Annotated in this window: 14 protein-coding genes; 12 read left to right on the top strand and 2 right to left on the bottom strand. The window is 73.9% G+C overall.

Annotated features, from left to right (window positions below):
- Nucleotides 1-4: 4 nt before the first annotated feature.
- Nucleotides 5-1,492 carry an amidase gene (locus DQ238_RS03300; protein WP_199506102.1) on the top strand — a complete coding sequence of 496 codons (1,488 nt, stop codon included), beginning with the start codon at nucleotides 5-7 and terminating at the stop codon, nucleotides 1,490-1,492.
- A gap of 136 nt (nucleotides 1,493-1,628) precedes the next feature.
- Here the strand turns inward: DQ238_RS03300 and DQ238_RS24320 are convergent, their stop codons facing one another.
- Entirely contained in the window at nucleotides 1,629-2,123 is a 495-nt protein-coding gene (locus DQ238_RS24320) for a YncE family protein (protein WP_370447498.1), read from the bottom strand.
- A gap of 405 nt (nucleotides 2,124-2,528) precedes the next feature.
- Between DQ238_RS24320 and DQ238_RS03290 the strand changes: the two genes are divergently transcribed.
- The 3 genes from DQ238_RS03290 to DQ238_RS03280 all read left to right on the top strand — a co-directional run bounded on the left by DQ238_RS03290 (nucleotide 2,529) and on the right by DQ238_RS03280 (nucleotide 6,554).
- Nucleotides 2,529-3,815: an OmpA family protein gene (locus tag DQ238_RS03290; protein ID WP_113779861.1), complete on the top strand. Its 1,287-nt coding sequence runs from the start codon at nucleotides 2,529-2,531 to the stop codon at nucleotides 3,813-3,815.
- Nucleotides 3,816-3,852: 37 nt separating this feature from the next.
- Nucleotides 3,853-4,785, top strand: coding sequence for a hypothetical protein (locus DQ238_RS03285; RefSeq protein WP_113779860.1), 933 nt, complete (start codon nucleotides 3,853-3,855; stop codon nucleotides 4,783-4,785).
- Between the two features lie 215 nt (nucleotides 4,786-5,000).
- Nucleotides 5,001-6,554, top strand: a complete 1,554-nt coding sequence (locus DQ238_RS03280) for a Rieske 2Fe-2S domain-containing protein (RefSeq protein WP_113779859.1) — start codon at nucleotides 5,001-5,003, stop codon at nucleotides 6,552-6,554.
- Nucleotides 6,555-6,560: 6 nt separating this feature from the next.
- Here DQ238_RS03280 and DQ238_RS03275 read toward each other — a convergent pair whose 3' ends face one another.
- Nucleotides 6,561-7,217 (bottom strand): MBL fold metallo-hydrolase, encoded by a 657-nt coding sequence (locus DQ238_RS03275; RefSeq protein WP_113779858.1) that lies wholly within the window; start codon nucleotides 7,215-7,217, stop codon nucleotides 6,561-6,563.
- A 50-nt stretch (nucleotides 7,218-7,267) separates the two neighbouring features.
- Here DQ238_RS03275 and DQ238_RS03270 point away from each other — a divergent pair, with 50 nt between their 5' ends.
- The 8 genes from DQ238_RS03270 (at nucleotide 7,268) to DQ238_RS03235 (ending at nucleotide 18,945) form a co-directional block, all read left to right on the top strand.
- Complete coding sequence (locus tag DQ238_RS03270) at nucleotides 7,268-8,737, top strand: amidase (RefSeq protein ID WP_113779857.1); 1,470 nt, start codon at nucleotides 7,268-7,270, stop codon at nucleotides 8,735-8,737.
- A 135-nt stretch (nucleotides 8,738-8,872) separates the two neighbouring features.
- Complete coding sequence (uvrA, locus tag DQ238_RS03265) at nucleotides 8,873-11,767, top strand: excinuclease ABC subunit UvrA (protein ID WP_113779856.1); 2,895 nt, start codon at nucleotides 8,873-8,875, stop codon at nucleotides 11,765-11,767.
- Between the two features lie 377 nt (nucleotides 11,768-12,144).
- Nucleotides 12,145-14,364, top strand: a complete 2,220-nt coding sequence (locus DQ238_RS22665; RefSeq protein ID WP_158550701.1) for an HNH endonuclease signature motif containing protein — start codon at nucleotides 12,145-12,147, stop codon at nucleotides 14,362-14,364.
- A gap of 119 nt (nucleotides 14,365-14,483) precedes the next feature.
- Nucleotides 14,484-15,467, top strand: coding sequence for a tripartite tricarboxylate transporter substrate binding protein (locus tag DQ238_RS03255; RefSeq protein WP_113779855.1), 984 nt, complete (start codon nucleotides 14,484-14,486; stop codon nucleotides 15,465-15,467).
- Nucleotides 15,464-16,045: a tripartite tricarboxylate transporter TctB family protein gene (locus DQ238_RS03250; protein ID WP_113779854.1), complete on the top strand. Its 582-nt coding sequence runs from the start codon at nucleotides 15,464-15,466 to the stop codon at nucleotides 16,043-16,045. The genes DQ238_RS03255 and DQ238_RS03250 overlap by 4 nt, the downstream gene beginning before the upstream one ends.
- A 13-nt stretch (nucleotides 16,046-16,058) precedes the next feature.
- Nucleotides 16,059-17,612 carry a tripartite tricarboxylate transporter permease gene (locus DQ238_RS03245; RefSeq protein ID WP_113779853.1) on the top strand — a complete coding sequence of 518 codons (1,554 nt, stop codon included), beginning with the start codon at nucleotides 16,059-16,061 and terminating at the stop codon, nucleotides 17,610-17,612.
- Complete coding sequence (locus DQ238_RS03240) at nucleotides 17,609-18,031, top strand: universal stress protein (RefSeq protein WP_233495672.1); 423 nt, start codon at nucleotides 17,609-17,611, stop codon at nucleotides 18,029-18,031. Before DQ238_RS03245 ends, DQ238_RS03240 begins: the two co-directional genes overlap by 4 nt.
- Entirely contained in the window at nucleotides 18,028-18,945 is a 918-nt protein-coding gene (locus tag DQ238_RS03235) for an alpha/beta fold hydrolase (RefSeq protein ID WP_113779852.1), read from the top strand. The genes DQ238_RS03240 and DQ238_RS03235 overlap by 4 nt, the downstream gene beginning before the upstream one ends.
- Nucleotides 18,946-19,133: the final 188 nt, after the last annotated feature.

The following is a 19,133-nucleotide window of genomic DNA, read 5'->3' as shown; positions in this document are numbered from 1 at the left end:
GACCGTGGCCGAGACCCGACACGACGACATCTGCGGCATGGACGCCGTCACCATGGCGGCCGAGATCCGCGCGAGGCGGCTCTCGCCGGTCGAGGTGACCGAGGCGGTGCTGGAGCGGATGGACCGGCTGGAGCCGACCCTGCACGCCTATTGCACGCCGACCCCCGAGCTGGCACGGAGTACTGCTGCACGGATCGAGTCGGCCATCGCCCGGGGCGAGGACGTCGGGCCCCTGGCCGGGGTCCCGGTGGCGGTCAAGGACCTCATCTGTACCGCCGGCATCCGGACGGTCTCCGGCTCGAAGGCCTACGAGGACTTCGTCCCCGACGAGGACGACGTCGTCGTCGAACGGGTGAGGGCCGCGGGCGCCGTGGTCATGGGCAAGACCAACGTCCCTGAGTTCGGCTACAGCGGTGTCGGCCACAACCCCGTCTTCCCGGCGACCCGGAACCCGTGGAACACCGACCTGACCTCCGGCGGCTCCAGCGCCGGCTCCGGGGCGGCGGTCGCCGCGGGGATGGCGCCGTTGGCGCTGGGCAGCGACGGCGGCGGCTCCGTCCGCATCCCCAGCAGCTTCTGCGGCCTCTACGGCCTCAAGGCCTCGATGGGACGGGTGCCGCTCTACCCGGGGACGAAGGACGAGCGCTACCCCGGTGTCTCCAGCTGGGAGTCGCTGGAGCACATCGGCCCGATGACGCGGACCGTCGCCGACAGCGCCCTCCTGATGTCGGTCATCGCCGGGCCCGATCCCCGCGACCGGTTCTCACTGCCCGCCGGCGACGTCGACTGGTCGAGCTGCACGGAAGGAGGCATCGCGGGCCTGCGCGTCGCCTACAGCGCGGACTGGGGCTACGCGGCGGTCGACCCCCGGGTGCGGGCCGTCGTCGGGGAGGCGGTGCGGGTGTTCGAGGAGCAGCTGGGCTGCACCGTCGAACCGGTGGACCCGGGCTGGCCCCAGCCCTACGAGGCGTTCTGGGCCATCGTGGCCAACGAGAGCGACCTCACCGGCCTGCGCGCCATGGCCGAGCGGGTGGGCGCGGAGAACATGACCCCGCACGTCGTCGAGTTCATCCAGACGTCCTGGACGGCGGAACAGTTCACCGATGCGCTGATGGTCCGCAAAGCCGTCCAGAACGCGATGTGGCGACTCATGCAGGACCACGACCTGCTGGTCACCCCGACCCTGGCCGTCCCGCCCTTCGAGGTGGGCATCCAGGGGCCGACGACGATCGACGGGCGCGAGGTCGAGCCCTTCGAGTGGCTCCACTTCACCTACCCGCTCAACTTCACCGGCCAGCCAGCCGCGAGCGTCCCCGCCGGCTGGACCGACGACGGACTGCCGGTGGGGATGCAGATCATCGGACGGCACCTCGACGACGCGACGGTGCTGCGTGCCTCGGCCGCCTTCGAAGCCGCGGCGCCGTGGGCCCACCGGTGGCCCGCCCTGGTGACGAGCGCAGCGATGGGGTCCTCCGCCGGATCAGGTCGATGACGACCGTCGGACGGTGGGACCGCGCGGTGCGCCGGTACACCGAGGTGCGCCGGTCCGCGCCGACGAGGTCGGCCGGTCCCGGCGCATCGTCGACCCGGTGCTCCGGTACTGGCACCAGGATCCCCGGCCCACGGCGTCAGCGGGTGACGCCGGTGTGCCCGAGTGACCAGCGGCCCGGCTGCGGCCGGACGCACAGCCCGTGCGGGCCGTCGGCCAACGGGATGCGAGCCAGCAGGTGCCCGTCGGCGGTGGAGAGGACGTAGACCTCCCGGTCGTACCGCCCGGACAGCCACAGCTGGCTGCCGTCGGCGGTCACCCCGCCCATGTCGGGGCTGCTGTGCGGGATGGTCCACTTCGTGACGGCCGCGCCGGTGTCGGCGTCCAGGACGCTGGCGCTGCCCTCCACCCGGTTGGTGACGTAGAGCTGCTGGGCGTCCCGGCTGACGTAGATGCCGTGGGTGCCCGCGCCGGCATGTCGATCATCCGGACCAGGGTGCGCGAGGCGATGTCGACGACGGCGACCCGCCCGGCGAACTCGCAGGTGGAGACGGCCAGCCGGCCGTCGGCGGTGTAGTCCACGTGGTCCACGCCGGCGCAGTCGGGCAGCGGGGTGCGGCTCTGCTCCTGCCACGTGTGCGGGTCGTAGAAGACCAGGGCCTTGCGGTCCTCGGCCACGGAGATCGCCGCGCTGCCGTCGGGGGTGGGGTACGTGTCGTACGGGTCGTCCACGGGGATGCGGGCGCCGTGCGCGCCGGTGGTCGGGTCGATCGGGGTCATCGTGTTGCCGACGTCGTCGGTCGCGTACAGCGTCCTCGTGTCCCACGACGGGACGACGTGCTGCCCCTCGGTGCCGGCCGGGAACCCGTTGTCGTCGGGCAGCGCGTCGAACAGCCGCTGCCCGGTCGCGGACCTCCTCGCGCCGCCGCGAACCCGTGACGTCGCGAACCTGTGACAGAGCCTCGATCCGTTGACCGCCCCTGAGGGCGGTGGTATTGACGACTCACCACCGGGCGCCGCAGCGCAGGGGAGGTGGGTGATGCCGGAGCGCATCCGCCGATCGGCGCTGTTCCTCGTCGGAACTCTCGGGTCCGTCTCACTGCTGATCGGCGGCTGCGTCTCCGCCGGTGGCAGCACCGCGACCGGCCCTGCCGCCGGCTCGACCGCCGCCTCGGCGGTCCCGCCGCCCCCGGACTGCGGCCAACCCGCCGAGGGAGACACCATCGTCGTCCTGGCCTCCGGGACCGCCACCGAGCCACGCCCGTCGCTGACCCCGCAGGCCGAGCAGGTCCTCCGCGACGCAGCCGAGAGCGGCGACGTCTCCGACGGGCGCAACGGCAGGGGCAGCGTCGCGGTGGTCACCTCGGCCGACACCGGCACCGGCGGCCAGCCCGCGGAGGTCCTGCCGCTGACTCCGCGCCGCGCGAACTGCGAGGTGGAGCACGGGTTCCAACGCGACAACCTGATCGACACCAACATCGCACGGGTCCGCAACGCCGTCGCCGGCCGGGCCGCCGTCCGCCCCGGACTGGACCTCCTGGCCGGCATCGACGACGCCGTGCGCGGATACAGCCCCGGCACGTTGATCGTCGTCAGCAACGGGCTCAGCACCGCCGGCGGGTTCGACCTGCGCCAGGTCGGCTGGAACGCCGACCCCGCCGACCTCGTCACCCAGCTGGCCCAGCGCGGGCTGCTGCAGGACCTGCTGCCCGGCTGGCACGTGCTGTTCACCGGCCTCGGCGCCACCGCCGGCGCCCAACCGCCGCTGACCAAGCCGGTCCGGGACACCCTCGTCGGTTACTGGACGGCGATCTGCACCGCCGCCGCACCGGGCGGGTCCTGCGACGTCGACGCCCGGCCGCTGGACCCCTCGCCGCCGGTCGCGACCGCCGACACGCCCGTCGTCGACGTTCCCGGCATCGACTCGGCGACGGGTCCGGACGGCCGCACCACCGTCACGCTCTTCGACGCGGTGACGGGCTTCGCGCCGGACTCCGCCGTCCTGTCGGCCGACGCGCAGGACGTCCTCCGCGGCATCAGCGCCCGGATCGCGGCCGAGCTGGCTGCGCAGCCCGACACGACGATCACGATCCGCGGGTACGTGGCCGACCCGCCGGACAGCACCCCCGCCGGTCGGCAGCAGACCGCGGACGAGCGCGCCGGGGCCGTGCAGGCCTTCCTCACCGACCAACTCCGGGCCGCCGGCTCGCCTCCGATCGACGCCGCCGGCGCCGGGACCCCGCCCCAGCCGCCGACGGCGATCGTCAACGGCGCCTTCGACGACGCCACGGCCGCCCAGATGCGCAAGGTCACCATCACCTACTAGCGCCCCGTCCGACGGACGGTCACGAGGAGGACCTGCCGTGACCACCACCGACCCGCCTGCTCCCATCCCGGGTCCCAACCCGGGCTCCCGGCACCTGCTCGAGCAGATCCACCTCAAGGAGTTGGAGATCCGGCGCATCCCGGACGAACCCGTCCGTGGTCCGCGGGGTCAGTACATGACCCGCCGGGAAGCCCGGGAGAGGCACGACTTCGTCAAGGCCGAGATCGACGCGGCGGAGGCGGGCGGCAGCCTGAAGCACCGCACCGTGAGGCGGTCGACGAAGGCGCTGACCCTGCTCTTCCTGGCGGTGATCGACTTCCCCGTCATGCTCTGGCTCGTCAGCTCGGTGTTCAACGTCGACTGGGCCCACCCGGTCGGCCTGCGACTGGTGATCAGCGTCGTGCTGTCCGTCCTCGCCACCGCGGGCGCGGCTTGGGTGCTCTACCACGTGGGCCACATCCGCCGGGACGACAAGAACGACCGGCGCGAACCGGACTGGCGCGAGATGTCCGTGCCCGCCCGGGTCAGCCTGGTCGGGGTGGCCCTGCTGGTGATCCTCGTGTCCGTCGTCATGTTCGTGCGGGTGTTCACCGAGGGTGTGCTCAGCGGCCTGAGCGGTCTGGCGTTGCTGCTGTCCGTGCTCGTCGCGCTGATCATGCTGCTGTCCGCGGCGCTGGTCTTCTTCACCGCGTTCCGGGACGGATCCCCGGAGCAGGAGGACCTGGCGCACTACAGCGCCCTGGTCCACGACGGCGAGAGGCGCCAGCGCCGGCTCGTGGACGACGTCGTCCGGCTCCGCATGCACCACAACATGCTCGAGGAGCGGGACGCGGGGAGCAGCGACGGGCGATCTGCCGACGGCGCCGACGCCCACGTCGTCCGGGTCGACTACGCCCGCCAGCCCCTTCTCCCTCCCTCCAGCAACGGGAGGAAGGCCCCAGCGATCGGGGGCGACCAGCCCACTCCCTAGCCGTTCGGCGCCGGGTGCACGCGCCGTAGCGCCGCGTGTCGACACGAGCGTGTGACCGTGCCGTCCGTTCGAGCCGAGCAGCGCCAGAGCAGGACCCGTCGCAGCCTGGCCTCGCCGCCGCCAGACTCGAGCTCGACCTGACCGGGCGGCGGTCACCAGCACCACGTCGGAGACCCGCTGCGCTGCCGTTCCGACGACGACCTCCTGGAGAGAGCATGCGGGTGACCGGGGTCGGGCACGCCGGGCTGTTCATCGAGACCCACGCGGGCAGCGTCCTGTGTGACCCATGGGTCAACCCCGCCTTCTTCGGGTCGTGGTTCCCGTTTCCCGACAACAGCGACCTGGACTGGGAGACCCTGGGCAAGGCCGACTACCTGTACGTGTCGCACCTGCACCGGGACCACTTCGATGCCGAACTGCTGGCCCGCTTCGTCAGCAAGGACGCGACCGTGCTGCTACCGGACTTCCCCACCGATGAGCTGGAGCAGGCGCTCACTGCACTCGGCTTCACCCGGTTCCTCCGCACCCAGAGCGGCATCCCCGTGGTGCGCGACGGCCTCAGGATCATGATCACGTCGCTGACGGGGCCCGGCGACGGCCCCATCGGAGACTCCGCGTTGAGCCTCGACGACGGGCGCACCACCCTGCTCAACCAGAACGACGCCCATCCGCTGGACATCGAGCGGCTGCGGGAGTTCGGCGACGTGAACGCCTATTTCACGCAGTTCTCCGGCGCCATCTGGTGGCCCATGGTGTACGAGCTGCCGCCCGCCGCCAAGAAGGAGTTCGCCCGCCGCAAGAGAGCAGGCCAGAGCGACCGGGCGGTGCGCTACATCGACGCCGTCGAGGCCTCCCACGTCTTCCCCACCGCAGGGCCGCCCTGTTTCCTCGACGACGAGCTCTTCGACCTGAACGGCCACGGCGTCGACGGTGAGAGCATCTTCACCGACCAGGTGGAGTTCTTGGCGGAGATCGCACAGCGCCGGCCGCAGGTGTCCGCGCATCTGCTCCTGCCGGGCAGCGTCGCAGAACTCGACGGCGCGAACTGCCGGCTCAGCCACCGGTACTCCGATGACGTGGTGCGGCGGATCTTCGCGGAGAAGCGCGAGTACCTCCGGGGATACCAGCGCCGGGCCCAGCCAGCGCTTCGGCGTGAGCGCCAGAGCCGCGCGCCGGTGCCCGACGACCTGCTGGAACAGCTCAGGGCGTGGTGGGAGCCGCTGCTGCAGCGAGCCGACAACATCTGCGCCGGGGTGGCCGGCCCGGTGCGCCTCGACATCGGCGAGTGCTCCATCGTCGTCGACTTCACCGCCCGGCAGGTCCGCAGCTACGCCGGCGAGGCCTGCCGTTACCGGTTGTCCACGTCCGCGGACCTCGTGGCGACGAACGTCGCCCGCCGCGAGGTCGACTGGTCCAACAGTCTCTTCCTGTCCCTGCGCTTTCGAGCGAGCCGCGTCGGGCAGTACAACGAATACGTCTACACCTTCTTCAAGTGCCTGTCCGAAGAGCGGATCGACTACGTCGAGAACTGGTACGACCAGCAGAACGACGGCGATGTGCACGACATCGAGCTCGACGGCTGGACGGTGCAGCGCCGTTGCCCGCACCTGAACGCAGACCTCGGGCGGTTCGGCAGTGTCGAAGACGGCACGCTGACGTGCGCACTGCACGGGTGGCGCTTCGACCTCACCAGTGGCCGCTGCTTGACCTCCGGTGGCCACGAGATCAGAGCCACACCCACGCAGGTGATCCCCACCCGGCACGCGTGACGGGCGCTACCAGCCGCGCTCCCGCCACTCCGGCAGGTGGGGCCGCTCGGCACCGAGGGTGGTGTCCTTGCCATGGCCGGGATAGATCCACGTACCGTCGTCGAACTGCCCGAAGACCCGTTCCTCCACGTCGTCCATCAGTGAGGTGAAGTCCTCGGGATTCGTCGTCCGCCCAGGACCTCCGGGGAACAGGCTGTCGCCGGTGAAGACGTGGGTGCCGGTGTCCCCGGGGCCGCGCCAGACCAGCGCGATGCTGCCGGGGGTGTGCCCGCGCAGGTGCACGACCTCGAGGGTCTGCTCACCCACCGCCACCGCGTCGCCGTGCTCGACCGGCCGGGCGACGGGGACCGGCAGGTCGCCGGCGTCGGCGGGGTGGGCCACCGTGGTCGCCCCGGTCGCCTCGACGACGTCGGGCAGCGCGCGGTGGTGGTCCCAGTGCCCGTGCGTCGTGACGACGGTGCGCAGGTCGGCGTCCCCGATCAGCTGCCGCAGCCGCTCCGGCTCGGCGGCGGCATCGATCAGCAGCGCCTGGCCGGTGGCGGTGTCCTGCAGCAGGTAGGCGTTGTTGGCCATCTCGCTGACCGCGAGCTTGGTGATCGTCAGGCCGGGCAGCTCGCGGACGTCGGCCGGCCCGCCCACCTCCACGTCGCCGGTGTAGCTCATCCCAGCCTCCCCTTCGGAGAGTGTCGCCGATCGCCGTTACGGTCGCGGGCATGGACGCTAGCGGAGGTCTCGCGACCCGTCAGATCGTCGGCCTCCCGGCCACCGAGCTGGCCGCGCGGGTGCGGGCGGGGGAGCTCACCGCCGTCGACGTCGTCCGCGCGCACCTGGCACACCTCGAGGAGGTCGAGCCCCGCGTGGGCGCCTTCCGCGTCGTCCGCTCCGAGGCGGCGCTGGCCGAGGCGGCCGCGGTCGACACCGCGCCCGGCCGCAGCTCGCTGCCGCTGGCCGGCGTCCCGGTCGCGGTGAAGGACAACGTCGCGGTGACCGGGGAGCTGGCCACCGACGGCTGCTCGGCGGCCCCCGCACGACCGGCGACGCAGGACCACGCGGTCGTCGCCCGGCTGCGGGCGGCCGGCGCGGTCGTCGTGGGTGTCACCCGCGTGCCCGAGTTGTGCCTGTACGCCTCGACCGACGGGCCCGGCACGGTCACCCGCAATCCCTGGGACACCGCCCGCTCCCCGGCCGGCAGCTCCGGGGGCAGCGCGGCGGCGGTGGCCTCCGGGGCGGTCCCGCTGGCCCACGGCAACGACGGCATGGGCTCGCTGCGCCTGCCGGCCGCCGCCTGCGGGCTGGTCACCCTCAAGCCCGGCCGCGGGGCGGTGCCCGGCGGCATCGGCGCGGACGACTGGTCGGGCATGGCGGTCAACGGTGCCCTGGCGACGACGGTGGCCGACCTCGCCCTGGCGCACGCGGTGCTGGCGGGGGAGGAGCCCGGCCCGCTCGAGGCGCCCGGCCGGCCGCTGCGGATCGCCGTCTCCACCCGCTCCCCGCTGCCCGGCGTGCGCGCCGACGGCCCGGCCCGGGGCGCCGTCGACACGGTGGTCGCCGCGCTCACCGCGGCCGGGCACACCGTCGTCCGGCGGGACCCGCCGATCACCCCGGGCGCCGCGGCCGGCGCGCTGGCCCGCTGGATGGCCGGCGCGGCCGACGACGCCGCGCAGCTCGGCATCCCGCCGGCCCACCTGCAGCCGCGCAGCCGCACGCACGCCCGCGTCGGGCGTGCCGTGCGGGCAGCCGGGCTGGTCCGGCCGGCGACCGCCGAGCGGTTCCGGGAGCGGATGGCCGCCTTCTTCGCGGGGTCGGCCTCCTCGCAGGGGCCCGGCCCGAGCCGGCGAGGGACGGGGGGCGAGGAGGTCCTTGATCTGCTGCTCACCCCGGTGACCACCGGGCCGCCGCTGCCCGCCCGCCCCTGGCACGAGCGGTCGTTCCTGGCCAACGTGACCGCCAACGCCCGCTGGGCGCCGTGGACGGCGGCGTGGAACCTGGCCGGCCTGCCCGCGCTGGTGCTGCCCGCCGGCACCCGCCCGGCGGGACACCCTGTGGCGGTCCAGCTCGTCGGCCCCCCGGGAGCCGAGAGGCGGCTACTCTGGACCGCCGGAGAGCTGGAGCGGCGGCTGCCCTGGCGCCGGTACGCGCCGGTCTTCGACCCGACCGCACCGCAGGCCCCAGCACCCGTCTGAGCAGCACCGACCCGGCACCGCCGCCGCGGCCGGCGCCCACGCGCGCCGGGTCTCCACCGCACCGCCGACCGCACCACCCCACCGGCAGTACCACCCACGGCCCGGCCCCCACCGAGCACGACCGACAGGGACAACATGGACCGCCTCGTCGTCCGCGGCGCCCGAGAGCACAACCTCAAGGACGTCCACCTCGACCTGCCCCGCGACGCGCTGATCGTCTTCACGGGGCTGTCCGGCTCGGGGAAGTCCAGCCTCGCCTTCGACACGATCTTCGCCGAGGGCCAGCGCCGCTACGTCGAGTCGCTGTCGGCCTACGCGCGCCAGTTCCTCGGGCAGATGGACAAGCCCGACGTCGACTTCATCGAGGGGCTCTCCCCGGCGGTCTCCATCGACCAGAAGTCGACCAACCGCAATCCGCGGTCGACGGTGGGCACGATCACCGAGGTCTACGACTACCTGCGGCTGCTCTACGCGCGCGCCGGCCAGCCGCACTGCCCGAACTGCGGCAAGCCGATCTCCCGGCAGACGCCGCAGCAGATCGTCGACCAGGTCCTGGCGATGGCCGAGGGCACCCGGTTCCAGGTGCTCGCCCCCGTCGTCCGGGCCCGCAAGGGCGAGTACGTCGACCTGTTCAGCTCGCTGCAGACCCAGGGCTTCTCCCGCGTCCGCGTCGACGGCGTCGTCCACCCGCTCACCGAGCCGCCGACGCTGAAGAAGCAGGGGAAGCACACGATCGAGGTGATCGTCGACCGGCTGACGGTGAAGGAGACCGCCAAGCGCCGGCTCACCGACTCGGTGGAGACGGCCCTCGGCCTGGCCGGCGGGCTCGTCGTCCTCGACTTCGTCGACCTGCCCGAGGACGACCCGCAGCGCGAGCGCACCTTCTCCGAGCACCTGGCCTGCGTGGACGACGGGCTGTCCTTCGAGGCGCTGGAGCCGCGGTCGTTCTCCTTCAACTCCCCGTTCGGCGCCTGCCCCGAGTGCACCGGCATCGGCACCCGCAAGGAGGTCGACCCCGACCTCGTCGTCCCCGACCCGGAGAAGAGCCTGGCCCAGGGCGCGATCGCCCCGTGGGCCACGTCGATGAGCAACGAGTACTTCACCCGGCTGCTCACCGGCCTGTCCCAGCAGCTGGGCTTCTCCATGGACGACCCGTGGGAGCGGCTGCCCGCGAAGGTGCAGAAGGCCGTCCTCCACGGCTCGCCGGACCAGGTGCACGTCCGCTACCGCAACCGCTACGGCCGCGAGCGCAGCTACTACGCCGCGTTCGAGGGCGTGCTGCCGTTCATCGAGCGGCGGCACGAGGACACCGACAGCGAGTACATGCGGGACAAGTACGAGGGCTACATGCGCGACGTGCCCTGTCCCGTCTGCCACGGCACCCGGCTCAAGCCGGAGATCCTCGCGGTCAAGCTCGGCGGCCGGTCGATCGCCGAGGTCACCAGCCTCTCCATCGGTGAGGCCGCCGAGTGGCTGGGCGCCCTGGAGCTGGGGGAGCGGGAGCGGGCCATCGCCGACCGCGTGCTGAAGGAGATCCAGGCCCGGCTGTCCTTCCTGGTCGACGTCGGGCTCGACTACCTGTCCCTGGACCGCCCGGCGGCCACCCTGGCCGGAGGGGAGGCGCAGCGGATCCGGCTGGCCACGCAGATCGGGTCGGGGCTGGTCGGCGTCCTCTACGTCCTCGACGAGCCGTCGATCGGGCTGCACCAGCGGGACAACACCCGGCTGATCGAGACCCTCGTCCGGCTGCGCGACATGGGCAACACGCTCATCGTCGTCGAGCACGACGAGGACACGATCAAGACCGCCGACTGGGTGGTCGACATCGGGCCCGGCGCCGGCGAGCACGGCGGCGAGGTGATCGTCAGTGGGCCGGTCGACGAGCTGCTGGCCAGCGACCGGTCGCTGACGGGTGCGTACCTGTCCGGCCGCAAGGAGATCGCGGTGCCGCAGGTGCGCCGCCAGCCGACGTCCGGTCGTGAGCTGGTGGTGAAGGGCGCGCGGGAGAACAACCTCAAGGGCGTCGACGTCACCTTCCCGCTGGGCTGCCTGGTCGCGGTCACCGGCGTCTCCGGCTCGGGCAAGTCCAGCCTGGTCAACGACATCCTCTACACGGTGCTGGCCAACGAGCTCAACCGCACCCGGCTGGTGCCCGGCCGGCACCGCACGGTGACCGGTCTGGAGCACCTGGACAAGGTGGTGCACGTCGACCAGTCGCCGATCGGGCGCACGCCGCGGTCCAACCCGGCCACGTACACCGGCGTGTGGGACCACATCCGCAAGCTGTTCGCCCAGACGTCCGAGGCGAAGATCCGCGGGTACCTGCCCGGGCGCTTCTCGTTCAACGTCAAGGGCGGCCGCTGCGAGGCGTGCTCCGGCGACGGCACCATCAAGATCGAGATGAACTTCCTGCCGGACGTCTACGTCCCGTGCGAGGTCTGCAAGGGCGCCCGGTTCAACCGGGAGACCCTCGAGGTGCACTACAAGGGCCGGACGGTCGCCGAGGTCCTCGACATGCCGATCGAGGAGGCCGCGGACTTCTTCGCCGCGATCCCGGCGATCGCCCGGTACCTGCGCACGCTCACCGACGTCGGGCTGGGCTACGTGCGGCTCGGCCAGCCGGCGACGACGCTCTCCGGCGGCGAGGCGCAGCGGGTCAAGCTGGCCAGCGAGCTGCAGAAGCGGTCGAACGGCCGCAGCGTCTACGTCCTCGACGAGCCCACCACCGGGCTGCACTTCGAGGACATCCGCAAGCTGCTCATGGTGCTGCAGGGCCTGGTCGACAAGGGCAACTCGGTGCTCGTCATCGAGCACAACCTCGACGTGGTCAAGAGCGCCGACTGGATCGTCGACATGGGCCCCGAGGGTGGCTTCCGGGGTGGCACGGTCGTCGCCGAGGGGCCGCCGGAGTTCGTCGCCTCGGTGCCGGAGAGCCACACCGGCCGCTACCTGGCCAGGCTCCTCGACCCGGACGCCGTCGCCGCGGCCGCGGCCGGACCGAGGAAGCGGGCGCGGCGCAAGGCGAGCTGACCGCTGCTCCGGCCGGCCGGTGTCTCCGCGCGCCGACCGGCCGGGCCCCTGGCCGCACCGGCCGATCCGGGTCTCCACAGCCGCCGACCGGCGGATGGGCCGCTGCACGGTGGTCGGCCGGGACACGCTCGACCCGGCCGACCCGGCCGACTCGGGGCGAGGCGGCTGGCTCCGACCGGGTTGGTCCGGGAACGCCGGGGGCAGCGCCATGGTGCGATGGGTGCGCCCGTGGTGCTGCCCGAGGGCCGGGAGCTGCGGTCGTCGTGCACCCTCGCACGTTCCCGGTCAGGCCGCTCCGGCTTGCCGCGACCGCTGGGCCACGGTGGTGACCAGGGCGTTCTCTCGATTCGGTTTTGCATCGTCTCATATTCGAACGTATGATCGAGTACATGGACGGCGGCGCGCTCACCGGCAACTCGGCTGCTGCCGCACCTGCCGTCCAGCCGCTGGCCAGCCCGTCGGTGGGCTGGGCGTCGGGTCCGTTGGGGGCGGTGCAGGCCGCCGATCGGGAGATCGCCCGGCAGACCGCGGTGCGCGCCCGAGCCGTCGCCGCCTTCGCCGCCACCCGGCCGGCCACCACCGACCGCCAGCAAGGTGAGCGCGGCGCGATGAGCGCGGAGCGGTGGGCGGCGCGGGCCGAGGTGCTGCGGCCGGTCAGCGAGTGGGCCGCGCCGGAGCTCTCGCTCGCCCTGTCGATCAGCGCGCCGGCGGCCGATGCCCTGCTGGAGCGGTCGCTGACGCTGGTGCAGCGGCTGCCGCGGGTGCTCGATGCCCTGGAGGACGGGGTGCTGCACCCGGGGCACCTGTGGTGCCTGCTCGAGCACGTCGCCCCGATCGGCGACGAGCGGCTGCGCGCCCGCATCCAGGACGAGCTGATCGACTGGATCGCCGCCCGGCACCGGGTGACCACCCCGGCGGCGCTGGGGGATCGGGTGCGCCGGGTGATCGCGAAGCACAACGCCCGCGACGCCGCCCGGGACCTGGCCCGCGCCCTGCGCCAGCGCGGGATCAGCCTACGTCCGGAGCGGGCCGTGGGCATGTCGGCGGTGACGGTGGTGTGCACCACGCCCGAGGCGCAGGCGCTGTACCGAGCGCTGGGCGCCTACGCCGACGCCCTCGCCGACGCCGCCGATGGCGGGGAGACCCCGCGGACGCGGGGGCAGAAGATGGTCGACTGTCTGCTGGACCTGGTGCTGCGGCCCGGGGAGAACGACCTGCCGCCGGTGCAGGTGTTGCTGACCGTGGTGGCCTCCATCGGCACGCTGCTCGGCGGCGACGCGCCCGGTGAGGTGGACGGGCAGCTGGTGCCCGCCGAGATGGTCCGCCGGCTGGCCCGCGCCTTCGCCGGCCTCGACCCTCGACCCACTGCCACCGATGCCGGCCCGGCCGGCTCGGACACCGCTGCACCGGCGGGAACGTCCGCCGCGACGACCTCCGGCGGCGCCGGGCCGGACCTCAGCGCCGGCACCACGGCCGACACCGCCACCGCATCCGACGGGGATCCGGACGACCCCGAGGGCGGCCCGGTCGATCGGGCCCGCGACCAGCTCAGCGCGGATGAGTTCGACCGCTGGCTCGACGAGCTGACCGGCCGCGCGTTCGGAGACGCCCCCGCCTCCGGCGAGGCGGGCTGGCCGTCGGGGCATCCGTCCGAGCCCGGTTGGTGGGGCCCCGACCCGCGGGTCGGCCTCACCGACGTGAACGACCTCGCTGAGGCCACCGGCCGGGATGAGTCCTGGGCGTCGGATCGGCCGAGTGTCGGCGGCCCACTCGGTGGGGATCCACCGACCGGCGCCTCACCGGAGGGTGTTGGCGCTCCGCCGCCCGATCATCCGGCGTTTGACGGCGATGGCGCCGAGAGTGCAGGGGGCGGTGGCTGGTGGGCGGCGGCGGATCGGGCGGTCGAGGACGCCGGGACGGCGGTGCACGCTGCCCGGCTCGCTCTGGGCGCCGCCGAGCGTCTGGTGCGCACCGCGCAGCGCGCCGACGCCGCCGACGAGGCCGCCTGGCAGGCCAGTGCGGCCGGGCGGGTCACCGCCGCCGGCGACGCGCTTGGCGCGCTGGCCGCCGCCACCGACACCCAGCGGGAGGAGCTGGCCGCGCTGCTGGCCGCCACCGCCGGCGGGGGGCTGGCCGAGCGGCCCCGGATCGCGCTGGTCGACGCGGTCAGCGGCGCCCTGCTGGCGCTGACCGACCTGCCCGGCCTGCGCCGGGCCGGCGCCTGCGGCCGCCCGGCCTGCCGCCGCCACCCCGAGCGCTGCGGCCACGACCTGTCCGGGCGGCCCGGCCTGGGCCCGCCCGGCCCCACGCCGGTCTACCGGCCCGACGCCGAGCTGGACGGCTACGGGCGCGCCCGGGATCGGCGGTGCCGCTTTCCGGGGTGCCGCCGCCGGGTGCCCGCCGGCGGCCAGCTCGACCACCACCGGCCCTGGCCCGAGGGTCCCACCAGCGCGGCCAACCTGGCCGGCTACTGCGGCACCGACCACCGCGGCAAGCACCAGGCACCCGGCTGGCGCTACCAGCTCGACCCCGACGGCACGTTGACCGTCACCACCCCCACCGGCCTGACCGCCACCACCACCCCACCGCCCTACTGACCGCGGTCCTCACGGAACGACAACCCCCTGGGGTGAGCGGTGGACCTTCGGCCACCTTCCCCTGGACGGTGACTCGTGGTTGCCTGGGACCCCGCGCCGGGTGCACCGGAGGTGCCGCTGTGCCGCTGACTCGCAGGTCGTTCCTCGCCGGCGTGGTCGCTGCCCCCGTGCTCGGCGCGCTGGCCGGCTGCGCGGGCACCGTCGTCCGACCCGGGGACCTCTCCCGGCTGCGGATCATGGCCCCGGCCAGCCCCGGCGGGGGGTGGGACACCACCGCGCGGGTGGTGCAGCGGACCATCCAGAGCAGCGGGCTGGCCCGCAACGTGCAGGTCTTCAACGTCGAGGGCGCCGGCGGCACCATCGGCCTGGGCCAGCTCGCCCGCGAGGACGACGACGCCCTGCTCATGATGATGGGCCTGGTCATGGTCGGCGCCGTCGACACCAACGACTCGACCACCCGGCTCACCGACGTCACCCCCGTGGCCCGGCTGATCGGTGAGACGGAGCTCATCGTCGCCCCGCCCGACGCCCCCTACGACGACATCGCCGGCTTCGTCGACGCCTGGAAGGCCGACCCCGCGAACACGCCCATCGCCGGCGGGTCGGCCGGCGGCACCGACCAGATCCTCGCCGGGCTGCTGGCCCAGGCGGCCGGCATCGACCCCGGGGACGTCAACTACATCCCCTACTCGGGCGGCGGCGAGTCCCTGGCGGCGCTGCTCGGCGGCCAGGTCGCCGCCGGCATCTCCGGCACCGCCGACTACGGGCCCCAGGTGGCCGGCGGCGACCTCACGGGCCTGGCCGTCTCCACCGCCGAGCGCAGCGGCCAGGTCCCCGACGTCCCCACCCTGGTCGAGTCCGGGTTCGACGTCGAGCTGTCCAACTGGCGCGGCCTGATGGCCCGCCCCGACATGAGCGACTCCGCTCGCGAGGACCTCATCGGCCTGGTCGTCGACATGCACGGCACCGACGAGTGGGCCGAGGCGCTGGCGAACAACGGCTGGGACGACCTGTTGCTGACCGGCGACGACTACGGCGCGTTCCTCACCGAGGAGGAGGCACGGGTGCGCGAGATCCTGGTGCAGATCGGGCTGGTCCAGTGACCGGGCCGGGCGCCGGGCGGGACGGCCCCGCCGGCGCGACCCGGAGCGACCGCGAGCCGGCCGCCCCCGTCGCCCAGGAGTTCCGGGGGCGGAACACCGGCGAGCTGGTCATGACCGTCGCCCTGGGCGCGCTCGGGGTCTACCTGGTCCTGGACGCCGGCACGATCGCCGTCCCCGGCTCGGCGAACACCGTCGGCCCGCGCTTCTTCCCCTACCTGGTCGGCGGGCTGGTCATCGCCACCGCCCTGGCCCTGGGCTACCGCGTCTTCCGCGGTGACCGCGGCCCCGCCGACGAGAGCGAGGACGTCGACCCCACCGCCGGCACCTCCTGGCGTGCGGTCGGCGTCATCGCCGTCGCCTTCCTCGCCCACGCGCTGCTGATCAACGTGGTCGGCTGGCCGCTGGCGGTGACGCTGATGTTCGGCACCGTGGCCTGGGCGCTGGGCGCCCGCGGCATCGTCCGACCGCTGCTCGCCGGCGGCATCACCTCGATCGTCGTCTGGGTCGTCTTCGTCAAGGCACTGAACGTGGCGCTGCCCGGCGGGACGCTGCTCGAGTGGGCGACGAGCTGGGTGTGAGGGGCTGGTCGTGATGGACGCCCTCTCCGACCTGCTCGGCGGCTTCGCCGACGCGCTCACCCCGGTCAACCTGCTGTTCGCGCTGCTCGGCGTGCTCCTGGGGACGGCGGTCGGCGTCCTCCCCGGCATCGGGCCGGCCATGACCGTCGCGCTGCTGCTGCCGATCACCTACGTCCTGGAGCCGACCAGCGCGTTCATCATGTTCGCCGGCATCTACTACGGCGGCATGTACGGCGGGTCGACGACGTCGATCCTGCTCAACACCCCCGGCGAGTCCAGCTCGATCATGACCGCGCTCGAGGGCAACCAGATGGCCAAGGCCGGCCGCGGCGCGGCGGCCCTGGCGACGGCGGCCATCGGGTCGTTCGTCGCCGGCACCATCGCCACCCTGCTGCTCGCCCTCGTCGCCCCCACCGTGGTCGACCTGGCCATCGGGATCACCGCGGCCGACTACTTCGCCCTCGCCGTCCTCGCCTTCGTGGCGGTCTCCACCGTGCTGGGCTCCTCGCCGCTGCGCGGGCTGGCCTCCCTCGGCGTCGGCCTCTACCTGGGCCTGGTCGGCACCGACGTGCTCTCCGGGCAGGAGCGGTTCACCCTCGGCATCCCGCAGCTGTCCGACGGCATCGACGTGGTCGTCGTGGCGGTGGCCCTGTTCGCGGTCGGCGAGGCGCTGTACGTGGCGTCCCGGCTGCGCCGCGGGCCGGTGCAGGTGATGCCCGCGTCCGGGCCGTACATGACCCGCGAGGACCTGCGCCGGTCGTGGAAGCCGTGGCTGCGCGGCACCGCGCTGGGCTTCCCGTTCGGCGCGCTGCCCGCCGGTGGTGCGGAGATCCCGACCTTCCTCTCCTACGCCGCCGAACGCCGGCTCACCAAGCACCCCGAGCAGTTCGGCCGGGGCGCCATCGAGGGCGTGGCCGGGCCGGAGGCGGCCAACAACGCCGCGGCCGCCGGCGTCCTCGTGCCGCTGCTGACCCTCGGCCTACCCACGTCGGCGACCGCGGCGATCCTGCTGGCCGCCTTCACCGGCTACGGCATCCAGCCCGGGCCGACCCTGCTGACCACCGAGTCCACGCTGGTCTGGACGCTGATCGCGGCCCTGCTCATCGGCAACGCGATGCTGCTGGTGCTCAACCTGCCCCTGGCCGGCGTGTGGGTGCAGCTGCTGCGCATCCCGCGCCCCTACCTGTACGCCGGGATCCTGCTGTTCGCCTCGCTCGGCTCCTACGCGGTCAACGCCGACCCCCTCGACCTGGTGATCCTGCTGCTCCTGGGCGGCCTCGGGTTCCTCATGCGCCGCTACGGCTGGCCGGTGGCGCCGGCGGTCATCGGGCTGATCCTCGGCCCGATCGCGGAGACCAACCTGCGCCGGGCCCTGGCCATCAGCGGCGGCGACCTCGGCGTCCTGGTCGAGACCTGGTTCAGCCGCATCGTCCTGGCCCTGGCCCTCCTCGCCCTGGCCGGGCCGATCGTGCTGCGCGCCGTCCGCGGCCGCCGCTCGACCCCCGAGGAACTGCAGGAGGGCGCCAGGCTGCGGCACCGGGAGGACGAACGGGAGGTGCGCCGGTGACCGGAGCCCAGCCGGTGGTCGTGGTCGGCGTCGTCCCCACCCCCCGGGGCCGGGCCGCGCTGGAGCACGCGGTGCTCGAGGCACAGCGGCGCTCCGCGCGGCTGGTCGTGGTCAACAGCTCCCGCGGCGACGCGCTGGTCGACGAGGAGTTCCTCTTCGGCGACCGCCTGCGGCAGCTGCACGCCGACCTGACCGTGTCCGGGGTGCCCTTCGAGGTGCGCCAGCCGGTGGGCCGGGACGTCGCCGAGGAGCTGGCCGACGCGGCGGCGGACACCGACGCCGACCTGCTGGTCATCGGCCTGCGGCGGCGTTCGGCGGTGGGCAAGCTGCTCATGGGCAGCGCCGCCCAGCGGATCCTGCTGGACGTCGACTGCCCGATCCTGGCGGTCAAGGGCCCACCCGGGGAGGACGCGCGATGACGGTGACCGGTGAGGACGAGCGGCTGCTGCAGGCTGCCGACGGGGTGCGCCTGGTGTACCGGCGCTGGCTGCCGGAGGGGGAGGTCCGCGCCACCGTTCAGGTCGTGCACGGCGCCTCCGAGCACTCCGGCCGCTACGGCCGGCTGGCCGGCGCGCTCACCGCCCGCGGCCTGGTCGTGTACGCGATGGACCTGCGCGGCCACGGCCGGACGGCGGAGGCCACCGGCGCCGGCCGGTTCGGCGGCGCCGGCGTCGACACCCTGGTGGACGACGTCCGGGCGCTGTCCGCGGTCGCCGCTGACGAGCACCCCGGCGTCCCGCACGTGCTGCTCGGCCACTCGATGGGCTCGATCGTCGCGCTCGCCGCGGCCGAGCGGGACGGCGGCGACCTCGCCGGCCTGGCGCTCTCCGGCCCGGTCGGCGTCGCCCCGCACCTGACGGAGGCGGTAGCCGCGCTGGAGGCCTCGACGGCGGCCGGCGCCGGCGACCACCCGTTGGACGCGCTGAGGGCCTTCAACCAGCCGTTCGAGCCGGCCCGCACACCCTACGACTGGCTCTCCCGGGACCCGGCCGAGGTCGATGCCTACGTCGCCGACCCGATGTGCGGCGACCAGATGCCGCTGACCACGGCCTACGCAGCCGGGGTGTTCGGGCTGTCGGTCCGGGCGGCCAGCGAGGAGGGGGTGGCCGCGCTGCCCGGCGACCTGCCGGTGCTGCTGCTGGCCGGGCAACGCGACCCGGTCGGCGGGGTCGACGCCGGCCAGGTCACCGCCCTGGCCGACCTGCTGCGCGCCCGCGGCCTCCCGGTCGAGCTGCACGTCTACTCCGACGCTCGGCACGAGGTCCTCAACGAGACCAACCGCGACGAGGTGACTGCCGACCTGCTCGCCTGGCTCGAGGCGCGTCTGCGCTGACGGTCCGGCGGGCGTCAGCTGTCGCCGGGCGGCTCCGCGGAGCGAGCCGCGACGAATCCGGGGGGGTCGCGCCGGGAGGCCGCGACGACCTCGGCGGTCGGCGCGAGCCGCACCTGCACACGTGCACCGGCCGTGACGCCCGACGACTCGGGGGCGACCGGGACGTCGGGCCCGCCACCTAGGCTAGA

It is taken from the genome of Geodermatophilus sp. TF02-6 (assembly GCF_003319115.1).
Lineage (GTDB): Bacteria > Actinomycetota > Actinomycetes > Mycobacteriales > Geodermatophilaceae > Geodermatophilus.
The sequence above is the reverse complement of the archived record's forward strand: the minus strand, read 5'-3'. Positions and strand labels throughout refer to the sequence as shown.